Consider the following 14,871-nt stretch of genomic DNA (forward strand, 5'->3'; position numbering starts at 1 on the left):
GGCCAACACAGAGGAAAGTCCCGCCTGTAATACCCCTGACGTATTGCCGCCACACTTTCGCACAGGCAAAGGTGTGGCGGCAGGGCTCAGCCAGGGAAAACCCTGACAAAAGAGCGGAACGAGGTCAGTCGTTGGCGTAGATGTCCACGTCCTTGGTTTCGCGGATGAACAGCGTGCCGATCACTGCCGTCATGCCGGCGATGATGATGGGGTACCACAAGCCGTTATACATATTGCCGGTGGACGCCACGATGGCGAACGATGTCGTGGGCAGCAGGCCGCCGAACCAGCCATTGCCAATGTGGTACGGCAGGCTCATGGAGGTATAGCGGATGCGCGTGGGGAACAGTTCCACCAGCATGGCCGCGATGGGGCCGTACACCATGGTCACCAGGATCACCAGATACGTCAGGATGACGATCATCATCACCTTGTTCATCTTGGCGGGATCGGCCTTGGAGGGGTAGCCGGCGAGCTTCAGGTATTCGGCCATCTCCTTCTTGAAGGCGGCGATGGCCTTCACGCTTGCCTCGTCGAACTTGTGGTTGACCACGTTGCCGGTGGGCGCGGTGATGGTCTTTTCGCCGATCTTCACGACCGCGGGCGAGCCCGCGGGGCCGGCCACGTTCTCATAGCTCACCGAGTTCTGCACCAGGTAGCGCTTGGCGATGTCGCAGGAGCTCTTGAAGTCGATCTCGCGTGCCACGGGGTTGCCCTGGAACGAGCAGGTGGCGGGATCGGCGATCACCACGACACCCGCTGTCGCCTGGGCCTTGGCCAGGTCGGGGTTGGCGGCTTCCGTCAGCATCTTGAAGGCCGGGAAGTAGGTCAGCACGGCCAGCACGCAACCCAGCATGATGATGGGCTTGCGGCCGATCTTGTCGGACAGCGAGCCGAACACCACGAAGAACGGGGTGCCGATCAGCAGCGCGGCAGCGATCATCAGGTTGGCCGTGACGGCGTCCACCTTGAGTTGCTGCGTCAGGAAGAACAGCGCGTAGAACTGGCCCGTGTACCACACCACGGCCTGGCCGGCGGTCAGGCCCACCAGCGCCAGGATCACGATCTTCAGGTTCTTCCACTGGCCGAACGATTCGGACAGGGGCGCCTTGGAGGTCTTGCCCTCGGCCTTCATCTTCTGGAAGGCGGGCGACTCGGACAGCGACAAGCGGATCCACACCGAGATGCCCAGCAGCAGGATCGACACCAGGAACGGAATGCGCCAGCCCCAGTCGTTGAACGCCGCCTCGCCCATGGCGGTGCGCGTGCCCAGGATGACCAGCAGCGACAGGAACAGGCCCAGCGTGGCCGTGGTCTGGATCCACGAGGTGTAGGCACCACGGCGGCCGTGCGGGGCGTGCTCGGCCACGTAGGTGGCCGCACCGCCGTATTCACCGCCCAGCGCCAGGCCTTGCAGCATGCGCAGCGCGATCAGGATGACCGGTGCCGCGATGCCGATGCTGGCGTAGGTGGGCAGGATGCCGACGATGAAGGTGGAGATGCCCATGATCAGGATGGTCACCAGGAAGGTGTACTTGCGCCCGATCATGTCGCCCAGGCGGCCGAACACCAGCGCGCCGAACGGGCGCACCAGGAAGCCGGCCGCGAAGGCCAGCAGCGCGAAGATGAACGCCGCGCCAGCATCCAGCCCGCTGAAGAACTGCTTGGCAATGATGGCCGCGAGCGAGCCGTAGAGGTAGAAGTCGTACCACTCGAACACGGTGCCGAGGGACGAGGCGAAGATCACCTTCTTTTCTTCCGCCGACATCGGTCGGGCGGCAGCGCCGGGGCGGCCGGCGTATGCAGTGCTGGTAGCCATGAATGCTGTCTCCTGCTTATTGGGATGGAATCGAAAATGCGCGTAAGAAAGCGCGAAAAACCGACGATCTGAAGCACTCTGCGGTGCTTGCGACGCAATATCGGGCCGCCATCTGACCGAAAGCTGACATGCGCCAAACGCTGCCGCCACCCCAGTCTTACGGCCATCTGACAAACTCCGTGGCAACCCGCAGATCGTTTTTCTTGATGCGAAAAATTGGACTGCGCGAGGCTGCGGTGAGTCCCGCGCACAGCACCAGACACGGGTAACCCCGCAGTTTTTCGCCAGGGTTTGCCCTCCCTAGGACAAACCCTTGACGCATGACAAACCCACACCCGCCGCACAGTGCTGGGCACGGCCCCATGCAAAAAGGCGCCGCAGACAGCGTTCTGCGGCGCCTTGGAACGCCTGCCGCGGCCCCGTCGGCCGCTGCCGAGGAATGCGCTTCAGCGCACGGAAGGCAGGCCCGATGGCACCGCGGGCGCCGCATCCCATGCCGGCCCGTCAAACCACGCGTCGCCGTCCAGGTAGGCGCGCAACATAGGCAGGCTGTCGAGCCCCCAGAACAGGCGCCCATCCACCTCAAAGGCCGGCACGCCAAACACGCCACGGGCCGACGCCTCGTCCGTGTTGGCGCGCAGCAGGGCCTTGGGCAGGGCGCCCGCGCCTTCGGCGTCGGGCCGCAACTGCTCTGCCAGGGCCTGCGCCAGCACGTCCAGGCGCGCGGGGTCCAGCGCATCCTGCCCGCCCAGCCAGACATGCCGCAGCACGGTGCCGGCGACATAGCGGTTGACCGTGCCATCGTCGCTGCACGCCAGCGCCTGGCGCAGCAACGGCAGCGGATTGAAGGGGTGGCGCGCCGGCATGTCCAGACCGCAGCCCAGCGTATGGCCCAGCCAGGTGGCGTGCCGGTACGTCCAGTCGCGCTTGGGCGGCACGCCGGCCGGCCCGGGGTTGGCATGCTGCTGCAGCAGCGCGCCCAACAACACCGGCTTGTAGTGCAGGTGGTAGTTCAGCCCCTCCAGTACCTGCGGCAGCCGCTCGAAGGCCAGCCACGCGTACGGCGAGACGAAATCCAGGTAGAACGTGATGTGCTTCATGCCAGTGGCTCCAACTCTTCGGGAAGGTCCACCCCCGCGCGTTGCAATGCGGCGGTCCAGATCGCGCGGCGCGCGGCGCCATCGGCTTGCGACCAGGCGCGGATCTCGTCGATCGTACGGAAGCACCCCTCGCAGTGGCTGCGGTCGGCCGTCATGCGGCAGACCGACACGCAGGGCGACGGAACCGGCTCCTGGGAATTAAAGCCAAATTGGCCTCTAGCGCTTATTTCACCAGCGCGAGCAGCTATCAATTCAGAAGCATTCACTGCGGCGTCGCTCATGCGCTGATCTCCTGCACCACGTCGGCCACCGGGGCACCGGTGAGCCGCTGCAGATCGTGCGGGCTCAACTGGAACACGCCGTGGGGATGGCCGGCGGCAGCCCAGATCACATCGAAGCGGAACAGCTCGCGGTCGATGAGGGTGACAGGGGCGGTGGAATGGGCTACGGGCGAGACGCCGCCGATGGCGAAGCCGGTCTTGGCCTTGACGAATTCCGCGTCGGCGCGGCCCGTCTTGCCCACGAGGGCGTCGACCTTCTTCTCGTCCACGCGCCGGTCACCGGAGGTAACCACCAGCACGGCTGCGTCATCGCTCTTGCGCCGGAAGATGATGCTCTTGGCGATCTGCCCCAGCGCCACGCCCAGCCCGTCAGCCGCCTGCTGCGCGGTGCGCGCGGCGTCGTCAAGCATGCGCGGCGCGTGGGGGTGGCGCAGGCGCTGCAACTCGGCAGCCACCCGCTGGGTGCTTTCAGGTAATGCGTGCATAACAGGGCAATCCGGGGCCTGGGACGGCGAAGCGCACGCACGGATGCGGAGTGCCTCGGCGCAACCACAAGCCCCAGGCGGGGTTACAGTGTGATGGCTGCCATCCATTGTCCATGAACCTGCTTCGCGCCTGCCTGCTCTTGTGGCTTCTCGTCGGCAAACTGGCCTGGGCCGGTGGCGCCCCTGCGGTGCTGGACGATCACCGCAAGGGCCTATCGCTGGGAAGCACCGGCCAGCTTTTGTGGCTCGTGGACGACCTGGGCACCCTCACCATCGACGATGTGCGCGCAGCGGCTACCGATGCGCGCTTCGGCCCGCCCCCCCCGCATGCCGCTGCGCGGGGCCACACCGGCCTACCACTGGTTCAAAGTGGTCCTGGAGCAGCGCGCGGCCAGCGGCGACTGGGTGCTGGCCACCCAGACCACGTCTTTGCAGGACGTGCGGTTCTACGGCCCGTTCGATGCGTCGGGCACGGCGCTTGCGCCGCCGGTACACACGGGCCTGGCGCAGCCCTTCGCCACGCGGCCCCTGGGCAGCGAGCGCTACCTCATGCGCCTGCAGCCCCCGGGCCCGGGCACCTACACGGTCTACGCCCGGCTGTACAGCGAGACGGCGCCGTCCTTCGACCTGTCCGTCTGGGACACGGCCGAATACCTGCAATGGCGCCAGCACAAGCGGCTGTTCGACGGCATCTGCTACGGCATCCTGATCGCACTGCTGGTCTACAACCTCACGCTCGTGGGCATCTTTCGGGACACCACGTACACCTTCCACGTCGGCCAGTGCATCTTCGCGCTGTTGACGCTGGCCACCTTCAACGGCCACACGGCCCATTACCTGTGGGGCGACGCGCCGTGGTGGCAGGAGCGCAGCTATTTCGTATTGCCCAGCCTGTGGCTGTTCTTCGGCGCGCTGTTCACGCGCAGTTTCCTGGACACCCGGCAGACGCCCTTGATGGACGGAGTGCTGGTGGCAATCGGCCTGCTGGCGGCGCTCACCGCCGTGCTCGGCGGGCTCGGGCAATTTGCCATCGCCCAGACGCAGAACGAACTGCTGGCCAGCGCCGGCATCGCGGCCGCGTCGCTCGCGGCCATTCTGGTGCTGCGCCGGGGCTTCACGCCCGCGCGCTGGTACCTGGGCGCGCAGGCGCTGCTGTTCGTCACGGTGGCCGGCGTGGTGCTGAGCAACTGGAAGGTGATCGACGCGCCCTTCATGCTCGCCAACGGCCTGCAGATCGGCGTGGCGGCCGAGATGGTGGTGTTCGCCGTTGCGTTGAGCACCCGCATCGACAGCCTGAACGCCTCCCAGATCGCCCTGCGGCTGCGCGCGGACCATCTGGCCAAGGCCGCGACCACCGACCCTCTCACGGGCCTGACCAACCGCATGGGGCTGACCCAGGGCGCAACGCAACTGCTGTCGGAAGGGGGCACGCACGCCCTGCTGCTGCTCGACCTGGACCGCTTCAAACCCATCAACGACACCTATGGCCATGACGCCGGCGACGAGGTGCTGCGCGCCGTTGCCACACGGCTGCAGACGCACACGCGGTCCGGCGACATCGTGGCCCGGCTGGGCGGCGACGAGTTCGTGGTCATGCTGGCCCACGCGCCCGCGGGCGACGCCCTGACGGCGCTGGTCAAGCATCTGGAGCTGGCTATCTGCCAGCCGGTGTACTTCCAGCACCAGGAACTGTGCGTGGGCGGCAGCACGGGCGTTGCGCACAGCCCGCAGGACGGCCCCACGCTGACGGAGCTGATGCGCTGCGCCGACCAGCGCATGTACCAGGCCAAGCAGGCGCACAAGGACGCGGCGCAGCACCCGGCAGCGCCGGCTCTGCCGTTGGCCTGACGCCGGGTGGCCGCTCAGCCCTTGCGCTTGGTGAGCACCGCCACGGCCACGCGCGACTGCGGCTTGCGGCCCAGGAAGTCGCTGATGTAGGCGCCGGCGTCGATCAGCTGGTCCAGATCGATGCCGGTCTCGATGCCCATGCCGTGCAGCATGTAGACCACGTCCTCGGTGGCCACGTTACCCGTGGCGCCCTTGGCATAGGGACAGCCGCCCAGGCCGGCCACGGACGTGTCGAACTGCCACACGCCCAGCTCCAGCGCCGCCAGCGTGTTGGCCAGCGCCTGGCCGTAGGTGTCGTGGAAGTGGCCGGACACGTCGTTCAGGTCGTAGTGCTTGAGCGTTGCCTCGATGGCGCGCTGCACCTTGCGCGGCGTACCCACGCCAATGGTGTCGGCCACGCCGATGTGCTGCACGCCGATGCCCTTCATGAGCCCGGCCAGGTATTCCACGCGCTCCGGCGCGATCTCGCCTTCGTACGGGCAGCCCACGGTGCAGCTCATGGCGCCACGCACATACACGCCAGCGGCGCGCGCGGCCTCGACCACGGGGGCGAAGCGCTCGATGCTCTCGGCAATGCTGCAGTTGATGTTCTTCTGGCTGAAGGCCTCGCTGGCAGCGCCGAAGACCACGATCTCGTCAGGCTTGTCGAGCACGGCCGCCTCCCAGCCTTTCAGGTTGGGCGTCAGTACCGAATAACGCACGCCGGGCACGCGTGTAATGCCTTGCATGACCTCGTGGTTGTCGGCCATCTGCGGCACCCACTTCGGAGAAACGTAGCTGGTGACCTCGACTTCCTTGAGGCCCGCCTGCTGCAGGCGGTGTACCAATTCGATCTTGACGGCCGCCGGCACCGGCTGCTTCTCATTTTGCAGCCCGTCGCGCGGGCCCACGTCCACAAGCTTGACGCGGGAGGGGATGTTCGGGTTCATCGGTGGGTGTCCTTGAGTGAGGGATTCGTCAGTAGCCGCGTCCGGCATCCACCACGCCGGCCACGGCCTCGCCGCGCGCCAGCGCCGCGATCTTGCCGGCGATCTGGGCAATGCTCTCGTCGCGCAGCGTGCGTGCCGAAGTGTGGGGTGTGAGGGTGATCTTGGGATGTCCCCAGAAGGGATGCCCGGCAGGCAACGGCTCGGTGCGGAACACGTCCAGCGTGGCGCCCGCCACATGGCCGGCGGCGATCAGCGCGAGCAGGTCCTCCTCGACCAGGTGCGCGCCACGCGCCACATTGATCACGTAGGCGCCGGGCAGGAGGCGGGCCAGCGTGTCGCGGTTCATGATGCCCTGCGTCTCGGGCGTGAGCGGGAGCAGATTGACCAACACGCGGGTAGCGGCCAGGAACTCGTTGAAGCCCTCCTGCCCACTGAAACAGCGCACGCCCGCCATCTGCTTCGGACTGCGGCTCCAGCCGAGCACGGGAAAGTCGAACTGCGCCACCGCGCGCGCCACGCGCTCGCCCAGTACGCCCAGGCCCATCACGCCCACGGGGAAGTCCTGGCGCAGGCGCGGCTTGCGGTAGCTCCACTGGCCCGCCTGCATGGCGGCCTCGTACTGGTCGAACTCGCGGAAATGCCGGATCAGCGCGTGGCACACGTATTCGGCCATCTGCACGGCCATGCCGGCGTCATCCAGACGCACGACGCGCACGGACGGCGGCAGGCGCAGCTTGAGCAGCGCATCCACCCCCGCACCGATGTTGAACAGCGCCCGCAAAGCGGGCTGTTCGTCGATGAACTGCTGGGGCGGTGCCCAGACCACGGCGTAGTCGGCCTGCGGGGCTCCGGGCTGCCAGACGGTAATGTCGGCTCCCGGCAGGGCGGCGGCCAGCCCCTGCAGCCAGGGTTCGGCCTTGGTATCGGTACAGCAAAAGGTGATCTTCATGGCCAACGAGCGTACCGCGGCTGGGCAAGCCCCCGCCGTCACTCGGCGGAAAGCCGCAGCAGTTCTGCGCCTTCGGCCACCTGGTCGCCTGGCGCGTAGAGCAGCTCCTGCACCACGCCATCGGCGGGGGCGGCGATGGTGTGCTCCATCTTCATGGCCTCCATCACCGCCAGGGGCTGGCCCTTGGTCACCTTGTCGCCGGCCTGCACGGCAAACGACACCACCTTGCCCGGCATGGGCGCGGTGAGACGCCCGCCCTCGCTGGCGGCTTCGCCCGCATGGGCCAGCAGGTCCAATGCCTCGATGCGCGTGGCGCCACGGGGGGTGAAGATGTGGTCGGTCTCGCCCTGGGCATAGACCGTTGCGCAGGTGCGCTGGCCGGCGTATTGCAGGTCCAGGCCGCCCGCCAAGGGCGTGAAAGCCAGCGGACCCCGCGCGGCTCCCTCGCCTTCTCCCACGGTCAGTTGGTAGCCGCCATCGCGTTCATAGGTCAGCCAGGCCTTGGCATGTGTGCCATTGAAGTCGAACTCGAAACGCCGGCGGCACGCTACCAGCGAACGCCAGCCGTCGCGGCGGCTGAACGGATTGGCGCCTTCCTGCGCCTGCTCACGCTGCAACTGGCTGGCCACGGCGGCTGCCGCGGCCAAAGGCAGGCCTACGCGCTCCTGGCCGAACAACACGGCCTCTTCGCGCGGGATCAGCGCGGTGTCCAGCCGCGCCTGGGCGAACGAATCGCTCTTCACCACATGGCGCAGGAACTGCACGTTGGTCGCCAGGCCCACGATGTGGGTCTGCGCCAGCGCATCGTCCAGCCGCGCCAGGGCCTGCGCGCGCGTGTCGCCGTGCACGATGAGCTTGGCGATCATGCTGTCGTAGAAGGGGCTGATGGCGTCGCCCTCGCGCACGCCGTCATCCACGCGCACGCTGCCCCGTTCGAAGCTGGTGCATGCCGGCTTGCGGTACACGTGCAGCTGGCCGGTGGCGGGCAGGAAGTTGTTGTCAGGGTTCTCGGCGCAGATGCGCGCCTCGATGGCGTGGCCGATGATCTTCAGCTCGTCCTGGCGCTTGGGCAAAGGCTGCCCGCTGGCCACGCACAGCTGCCACTCCACCAGGTCTTCGCCGGTGATGGCCTCGGTCACGGGGTGCTCCACCTGCAGGCGGGTGTTCATCTCCATGAAGTAAAACTTCATCTGCTCCGGCGCGTCGTAGCCGCCGGGCTGTTCCACGATGAACTCCACCGTGCCCGCGCCCACGTAGCCCACGGCCTTGGCGGCTGCCACGGCAGCCTCGCCCATCTGGCGGCGCAGGGCCTCGGTCATGCCGGGGGCGGGGGCTTCTTCCAGCACCTTCTGGTGGCGGCGCTGCACGGAGCAATCGCGCTCGAACAGATAGACGCAGTTGCCCTGCGTGTCGCCGAACACCTGGATCTCGATGTGGCGCGGGCGCAGCACGTACTTCTCCACCAGCACGGCATCATCGCCAAAGCTGTTGATGGCCTCGCGCTGGCAGCTGGCCAGCGCCGCGGCAAAGTCCTCGCTCTTTTCCACCAGGCGCATGCCCTTGCCGCCGCCACCGGCGCTGGCCTTGATGAGCACGGGGTAGCCGATACGGTCGGCCTCGCGCTGCAGCAGTTGCGGGTCCTGGTCCTTGCCGTGGTAGCCAGGCACCAGCGGCACGCCCGCCTTCTCCATCAGCTGCTTGGACTCGGCCTTCAAACCCATGTCCTTGATGGCCGAAGGCGGCGGGCCGATGAACACCAGCCCCGCATTGGCACAGGCCTGGGCGAAGTCTTCGTTCTCGCTCAGGAAGCCGTAGCCTGGGTGGATGGCCTGGGCACCCGTGGCCTGGGCGGCCTCGATGATGCGCTCCCAGCGCAGGTAGCTGTCCTTGGGGGCGCTGCCGCCGATATGCACGGCCTCGTCGCAGGCGGCCACGTGCTTGGCCTGGGCATCGGCGTCGGAGTACACGGCCACGGTCTTCACGCCCATGCGGCGGGCGGTTGCGGCCACACGGCAGGCGATCTCACCCCGGTTTGCAATCAGGATTTTTTGGAACATTCAGGCCACCTTGGCGGAATCGGAAAAGAAAGAGGAAATGCGCCGCAGCACGGCGCGCAGGAACTTGAACAGCACCACCAGCAGCAGCGCCGACAGCGCCAGCATCACCACCAGCGCGATACCGAAGGCCAGCGGATACTGCGTGGCCAGCCAGACCACGCCGACGACCAGGCCGTCCTCAAAGAACGACAGGCCCCAGTTGGAAAACGGCTCGGGCGAGGTGTTGGCCGCCGCCCGCGTGGTCATCTTGGTGGCCAGCGCCGTGGCCGAGAGCGAGCCGCCCAGCAGCCCCGCGGCCAGCGCCATGGTGGCGTTGTCGGCACCGAACACGCCGGCGGCCAGCAGCGCGCCGGCGGGCACGCGGATGAAGGCGTGGATGGCATCCCAGGCGCTGTCGAACCAGGGCACCTTGTCAGCGAAGAACTCCACCAGCAGCATGAAGCCGCTGGCCATCAGCACCAGCGGGTGCTGCAGCAGCGCCAGCCCCGGCGGCAGTGGCAGCCAGCCGGCCACGCCCATCACGCCCACTAGGAATACCACGGCGTACAGGCGAAAGCCGCTGGCCCAGCCCAGTGCGGCTGCCAGCGCCAGCAGGGCGGGCATGTCCAGCTGCTGCGTGGCGCGCGCAGCCCCTTCGGCCACCGCCTGGGCGGTACCCGCATCGACATGCAGCCCCACGCTGTGGAGCCACTGCACGATCTGGAGCCAGAGCGCGTCCATGGCGGATCAGCCCAGCCAGGAGGGCTTGCGCTTTTGCAGGAACGACTGCACGCCCTCGCGGCCCTCGCTGCTCGCGCGGATGTCGGCAATGCCCTCCACGGTGGCGGCGATGAGTGCGGCGTCGATCTCGCGCCCGGCCACGTCGCGCACCAGCGTCTTGCAGGCGCGCACGGCGTTAGGGCTCGCGGCCGTCAGTGCCTTGAGCAGCTCGTCCACCTGGGCGTCGAGTTGCTCTGCGCCGACCACTTGGTGCACGAAACCGATGCGCAAGGCCTCGGCCGCGCTGAAGCGTTCCGCGGTGAGGAAGTAGCGGTGCGCGGCGCGCGCGCCCATGGCGCGGATCACGTAGGGGCTGATGGTGGCGGGGATCAGGCCGATCTTCACCTCGGACAGGCAAAAGCCCGCGGTATCGACCGCCACCGCCATGTCGCAGGCCGCGACCAGCCCCATGCCGCCGGCGTACACGTCACCCTGCACGCGCGCCACGGTGGGCTTGGGGCATTCGTAGATCACGCGCAGCATCTCGGCCAGCTTGGCGGCGTCGGCAAGGTTCTCTTGCCGCGTGTAGTCGGCCATGCGGCGCATCCAGTTCAGATTGGCACCCGCGCAGAAGGCCGGCCCCTCAGCGGCCAGCACCACGGCGCGCACGTCCGCGCGGCCCCCGACTTCCGTGAAGGCCGCGGTGATCTCTGCGATCACTTCGTCGCTGAAAGCATTGCGGATTTCGGGCTGCGTCAGCGTGATGCGCGCCACCGCGCCCAACTGGGTGATGGAAAGGTTCTGGCTCATGGCGTATCCGGGTTCTGCAGGAAGTAGACAAGGTCGAGCGACGGGCACGGCTGGCCCAGCGCGGTGAGTGCCGCCGTGATCTGTCCGCGGTGGTGCGTGCCGTGGTTGAACACATGCGCCAGCGTGGCGGCAAACGGCAGCACGGCGGGCGTGCCGCGCGTGGTGGTGTAAGACAGCGCACCCTCCCAGCGCGCTGGCGCAAAGCCGGCGATCAGCGGCTCCCAGCGCGCGGTGCCTTCCCGCAGCCGCTCGGCCAGGCGCGCGCGATCGCTCTCCACCTCGGCATCCAGCGCCATGCGGGGCGACGCGCCTTCGGCAAAGCGCGCGAACCACAGCAGGTGCTCGCCCACCAGCAGATGGTTGAGCGTGCCATGGATGCTGCGAAAGAACAGGCCCATGTCGCGCCGGTAGTCCGCCTCGGGCAGCACCTGCACGGCTGCCAGCAGGCGCGCCGTGGCCCACACGTTGTAGCGCGCGAGCCGGCTGAAATGGGTAACGGCATCCATGGACGCGCCTTACATGCGGAACACGCCGAACTTCATGTCTCCGATCGGCGCGTGGCGCGAAGCCGCCAGCGCCAGCGCCAGCACGCGGCGCGTGTCGGCGGGGTCGATGATGCCGTCGTCCCACAGGCGGGCGGTGGCGTAGTAGGGGTGGCCCTGTTCCTCGTACTGGCGGCGGATGGGCGTCTTGAAGGCCTCTTCTTCCTCCATGCTCCAGCTGCCGCCCTTGCCCTCGATGCCGTCGCGCTTGACGGTGGCCAGCACGCTGGCGGCCTGCTCGCCGCCCATCACGCTGATGCGCGCGTTGGGCCACATCCACAGGAAGCGCGGCGAGTACGCGCGGCCGCACATGCCGTAGTTGCCCGCGCCGAAGCTGCCGCCGATGATCACCGTGAACTTGGGCACGTTGGCCGTGGCCACCGCCGTGACCATCTTGGCGCCGTGGCGGGCGATGCCCTCGTTCTCGTACTTGCGCCCGACCATGAAGCCGGTGATGTTCTGCAGGAAGACGAGCGGAATCTTGCGCTGGCAGCACAGCTCGATGAAGTGCGCGCCCTTCTGCGCGCTCTCGCTGAACAGGATGCCGTTGTTGGCCACGATGCCCACGGCCATGCCCTCGATGCGCGCGAAGCCGCACACCAGGGTGTTGCCGTAGCGCGCCTTGAACTCGTCGAACGCACTGCCGTCCACGATGCGGGCGATGATCTCGCGCACATCGAAGGGCTTGCGCGTGTCCACGGGGATCACGCCATACAGCTCGTCTGCTGCATATTTAGGAGCTACTGGCGCTTGATCTGCGGGTGCTACAGGCTGATTTCTATTCAAATTTCTGACGGCCCCGCGCGCCAGCGAGAGCGCATGCAGGTCATTCTGTGCCAGGTGGTCGGCCACGCCGGACAGGCGCGTGTGCACGTCGCCGCCGCCCAGGTCTTCGCTGCTGACGACCTCGCCCGTGGCGGCCTTCACCAGCGGCGGGCCACCCAGGAAGATGGTGCCCTGGTTCTTGACGATGATGGTCTCGTCGCTCATGGCCGGCACGTAGGCGCCGCCGGCCGTGCACGAACCCATGACCACGGCGATCTGCGCCAGGCCCTGCGCGCTCATGTTGGCCTGGTTGTAGAAGATGCGGCCGAAGTGGTCGCGGTCGGGGAAGACCTCGTCCTGGTTGGGCAGGTTGGCGCCGCCCGAGTCCACCAGGTAGATGCACGGCAGGCAGTTCTGCTGCGCGATCTCTTGCGCGCGCAGGTGCTTCTTCACCGTCATGGGGTAGTAGGTGCCGCCCTTCACCGTGGCGTCGTTGCACACGATCATGCAGGCGATGCCGGCCACGCTGCCGATGCCCGCGATCAGGCCCGCGCCGGGCGCGTCGTTGCCGTACATGTTGAGGGCCGCCAGGGGGGCGATCTCCAAGAACGGCGTGCCGGGGTCCAGCAGCATCTCCACGCGCTCGCGCGGCAGCAGCTTGCCGCGCGCCACGTGCTTGGCGCGGGCGGCCTCGCCGCCGCCCTGGGACACGCGCTCGATCTGGGCGCGCAGGTCCTCCACCACGGCGCGCATGGCGGCGGCATTGGCCTGGAAGTCGGCCGAGCGCGGGTTGAGTTGGGATTCAAGAATCATGGCGGTGGCTCGTTTCAAGCGGTTTTGTCTTCGGCAAGGCCCAGCTCGTCTTTCATGACGTCGCGGATCTTGAACTTCTGGATCTTGCCCGTCACCGTCATCGGGAAGCTGGTAACGAAGCGGATGTAGCGCGGCACCTTGTAGTGCGCGATCTGGCCTTTGCAGAAGGCACGGATGTCGTCCTCGCTGGGGCGCGTGCCGGGCTTGGCGATGATCCAGGCGCACAGCTCCTCGCCGAAGCGCTGGTCGGGCACGCCCACCACCTGCACGTCCTGCACCATGGGGTGGCGGTAGAGGAATTCCTCGATCTCGCGCGGGTACACGTTCTCTCCGCCGCGGATCACCATGTCCTTGATGCGGCCGACGATGTTCACGTAGCCCTCGTCGTCCATGGTGGCCAGGTCGCCCGTGTGCATCCAGCCGCCTTCGTCGATCGCCTCGCGGGTCTTGGCATCGTCGCCCCAGTAGCCGTGCATGACGGAGTAGCCCTGGGTGCACAGCTCGCCGCGCTCGCCGCGCGGCACCACGGCGCCGGTCTCGGGGTCGATGATCTTCACCTCCAGGTGCGGCTGCACGCGGCCCACGGTGGACACGCGCTTGGCCAGCGGCGTTTCGGCGTCGCTCTGGCAGCTCACGGGGCTGGTCTCGGTCATGCCATAGGCGATGGTGATCTCCGACAGGTGCATGTCGCCCACCACGCGCTTCATCACCTCGATCGGGCACGGGCTGCCAGCCATGATGCCGGTACGCAGGGTGCGCAGGTCGAACTCGGCAAAGCGCGGGTGGTCCAGCTCGGCAATGAACATGGTGGGCACGCCGTGCAGGCCGGTGCAGCGCTCGGCCTGCACGGTCTCCAGCACGGTCAGGGCGTCGAAGCCGTCGTTGGGGTACACGATGGTGCTGCCGTGCGTGAGGCAGGCCAGGTTGCCCAGCACCATGCCGAAGCAGTGGTACAGCGGCACGGGAATGCACAGCCGGTCCTCGGGCGTGAGGCGCATGCACTCGCCGATGAAGAAACCGTTGTTCAGGATGTTGCGGTGCGTGAGCGTGGCGCCCTTCGGGAACCCGGTGGTGCCGCTGGTGAACTGGATGTTGATGGGGTCGGTGTTGTGCAGCTGGGCGGCAATGGCGTCGATGCGCGCGTCCTGCGCGTCGCCCCGCGCCATCAGCGTGGAAAACCGCAGCATGCCCGGCTGTTCGTCGCCTTGGCCCGCCACGCCTGAGCCGGCCGCGTCGATCCACACCACCGTGCGCAGCGTGGGCAGGCGCGCGGCCTGCAGTGCGCCGGGCTGGGACGCGGCCAACTCGGGTGCCAGCTCGCGCAGCATGCCCAGATAGTCGCTGGTCTTGAACTGCGGCATGGCCACCAGCGCCTTGCAGCCGACCTTGTTCAGCGCGTACTCCACCTCGGCCGTGCGGTAGGCCGGGTTGATGTTCACCAGGATCAGGCCCACCTGCGCCGTGGCCAGTTGCATCAGCACCCATTCGGCGTTGTTGTGCGACCAGATGCCGATGCGGTCGCCCTTGGCGAGCCCCAGGCCCAGCAGCGCGCTGGCCAGTTGGCGGGCCGCCTGGTGCAGCTCGGCGTAGGTGTAGCGCAGGCCCTGGTGGCGGCTGACCAGTGCCTCGCGCGTGGGCTGGCGCTGCGCCATGCCGGCGAAGAAGTCGCCCAGCGTCTGCTCGATGAGGGGGGTGGCGGCACTGCCACGCGCATGGCTCAACGCGGCCGATGGGGTGGATGCGGGTTCCATGGGCTTGTCTCCTGATCGGGGGG

Annotated in this window: 13 protein-coding genes; 1 reads left to right on the forward strand and 12 read right to left on the reverse strand. The window is 67.7% G+C overall.

Annotated elements, in window-relative coordinates:
- Nucleotides 1-124 precede the first annotated feature (124 nt).
- From BV908_RS16310 to BV908_RS16325, 4 genes are all read right to left on the reverse strand, one after another.
- The gene (locus BV908_RS16310; RefSeq protein WP_103738661.1) at nucleotides 125-1,819 is read right to left on the reverse strand and encodes an MFS transporter; all 1,695 of its coding nucleotides are present in this window, start codon (nucleotides 1,817-1,819) and stop codon (nucleotides 125-127) included.
- Nucleotides 1,820-2,265: 446 nt separating this feature from the next.
- Entirely contained in the window at nucleotides 2,266-2,919 is a 654-nt protein-coding gene (locus BV908_RS16315) for a 2-hydroxychromene-2-carboxylate isomerase (RefSeq protein ID WP_103738662.1), read from the reverse strand.
- The gene (locus BV908_RS16320; protein WP_011806845.1) at nucleotides 2,916-3,200 is read right to left on the reverse strand and encodes a DUF1289 domain-containing protein; all 285 of its coding nucleotides are present in this window, start codon (nucleotides 3,198-3,200) and stop codon (nucleotides 2,916-2,918) included. Before BV908_RS16320 ends, BV908_RS16315 begins: the two co-directional genes overlap by 4 nt.
- Nucleotides 3,197-3,685, reverse strand: coding sequence for a YbaK/EbsC family protein (locus BV908_RS16325; RefSeq protein ID WP_015914310.1), 489 nt, complete (start codon nucleotides 3,683-3,685; stop codon nucleotides 3,197-3,199). Before BV908_RS16325 ends, BV908_RS16320 begins: the two co-directional genes overlap by 4 nt.
- 327 nt (nucleotides 3,686-4,012) lie before the next feature.
- Here BV908_RS16325 and BV908_RS16330 point away from each other — a divergent pair, with 327 nt between their 5' ends.
- Nucleotides 4,013-5,533, forward strand: coding sequence for a diguanylate cyclase (locus BV908_RS16330; protein WP_047350715.1), 1,521 nt, complete (start codon nucleotides 4,013-4,015; stop codon nucleotides 5,531-5,533).
- 14 nt (nucleotides 5,534-5,547) lie between these two features.
- Here the strand turns inward: BV908_RS16330 and BV908_RS16335 are convergent, their stop codons facing one another.
- From BV908_RS16335 to BV908_RS16370, 8 genes are read right to left on the reverse strand one after another with little or no spacing between them, the layout of a single operon-like run.
- On the reverse strand, nucleotides 5,548-6,462 hold the full coding sequence (locus BV908_RS16335) for a hydroxymethylglutaryl-CoA lyase (protein WP_103738664.1): 915 nt from the start codon (nucleotides 6,460-6,462) through the stop codon (nucleotides 5,548-5,550).
- A 28-nt stretch (nucleotides 6,463-6,490) separates the two neighbouring features.
- Complete coding sequence (locus tag BV908_RS16340; protein ID WP_103738665.1) at nucleotides 6,491-7,411, reverse strand: glyoxylate/hydroxypyruvate reductase A; 921 nt, start codon at nucleotides 7,409-7,411, stop codon at nucleotides 6,491-6,493.
- Between the two features lie 38 nt (nucleotides 7,412-7,449).
- Nucleotides 7,450-9,468, reverse strand: a complete 2,019-nt coding sequence (locus BV908_RS16345) for an acetyl/propionyl/methylcrotonyl-CoA carboxylase subunit alpha (protein ID WP_103738666.1) — start codon at nucleotides 9,466-9,468, stop codon at nucleotides 7,450-7,452.
- The gene (locus BV908_RS16350) at nucleotides 9,469-10,188 is read right to left on the reverse strand and encodes a DUF4126 domain-containing protein (RefSeq protein ID WP_103738667.1); all 720 of its coding nucleotides are present in this window, start codon (nucleotides 10,186-10,188) and stop codon (nucleotides 9,469-9,471) included. It lies immediately after the preceding gene.
- Between the two features lie 6 nt (nucleotides 10,189-10,194).
- On the reverse strand, nucleotides 10,195-10,977 hold the full coding sequence (locus BV908_RS16355) for an enoyl-CoA hydratase/isomerase family protein (protein ID WP_103738668.1): 783 nt from the start codon (nucleotides 10,975-10,977) through the stop codon (nucleotides 10,195-10,197).
- Complete coding sequence (locus tag BV908_RS16360; RefSeq protein WP_103738669.1) at nucleotides 10,974-11,483, reverse strand: DinB family protein; 510 nt, start codon at nucleotides 11,481-11,483, stop codon at nucleotides 10,974-10,976. Before BV908_RS16360 ends, BV908_RS16355 begins: the two co-directional genes overlap by 4 nt.
- A 9-nt stretch (nucleotides 11,484-11,492) precedes the next feature.
- The gene (locus tag BV908_RS16365; RefSeq protein WP_103738670.1) at nucleotides 11,493-13,097 is read right to left on the reverse strand and encodes a carboxyl transferase domain-containing protein; all 1,605 of its coding nucleotides are present in this window, start codon (nucleotides 13,095-13,097) and stop codon (nucleotides 11,493-11,495) included.
- 14 nt (nucleotides 13,098-13,111) lie between these two features.
- Nucleotides 13,112-14,848 (reverse strand): AMP-binding protein, encoded by a 1,737-nt coding sequence (locus BV908_RS16370; RefSeq protein WP_103738671.1) that lies wholly within the window; start codon nucleotides 14,846-14,848, stop codon nucleotides 13,112-13,114.
- Nucleotides 14,849-14,871 lie beyond the last annotated feature (23 nt).

The organism is Diaphorobacter sp. LR2014-1 (assembly GCF_002916785.1).
Taxonomy (GTDB): Bacteria; Pseudomonadota; Gammaproteobacteria; order Burkholderiales; family Burkholderiaceae_C; genus Diaphorobacter; species Diaphorobacter nitroreducens.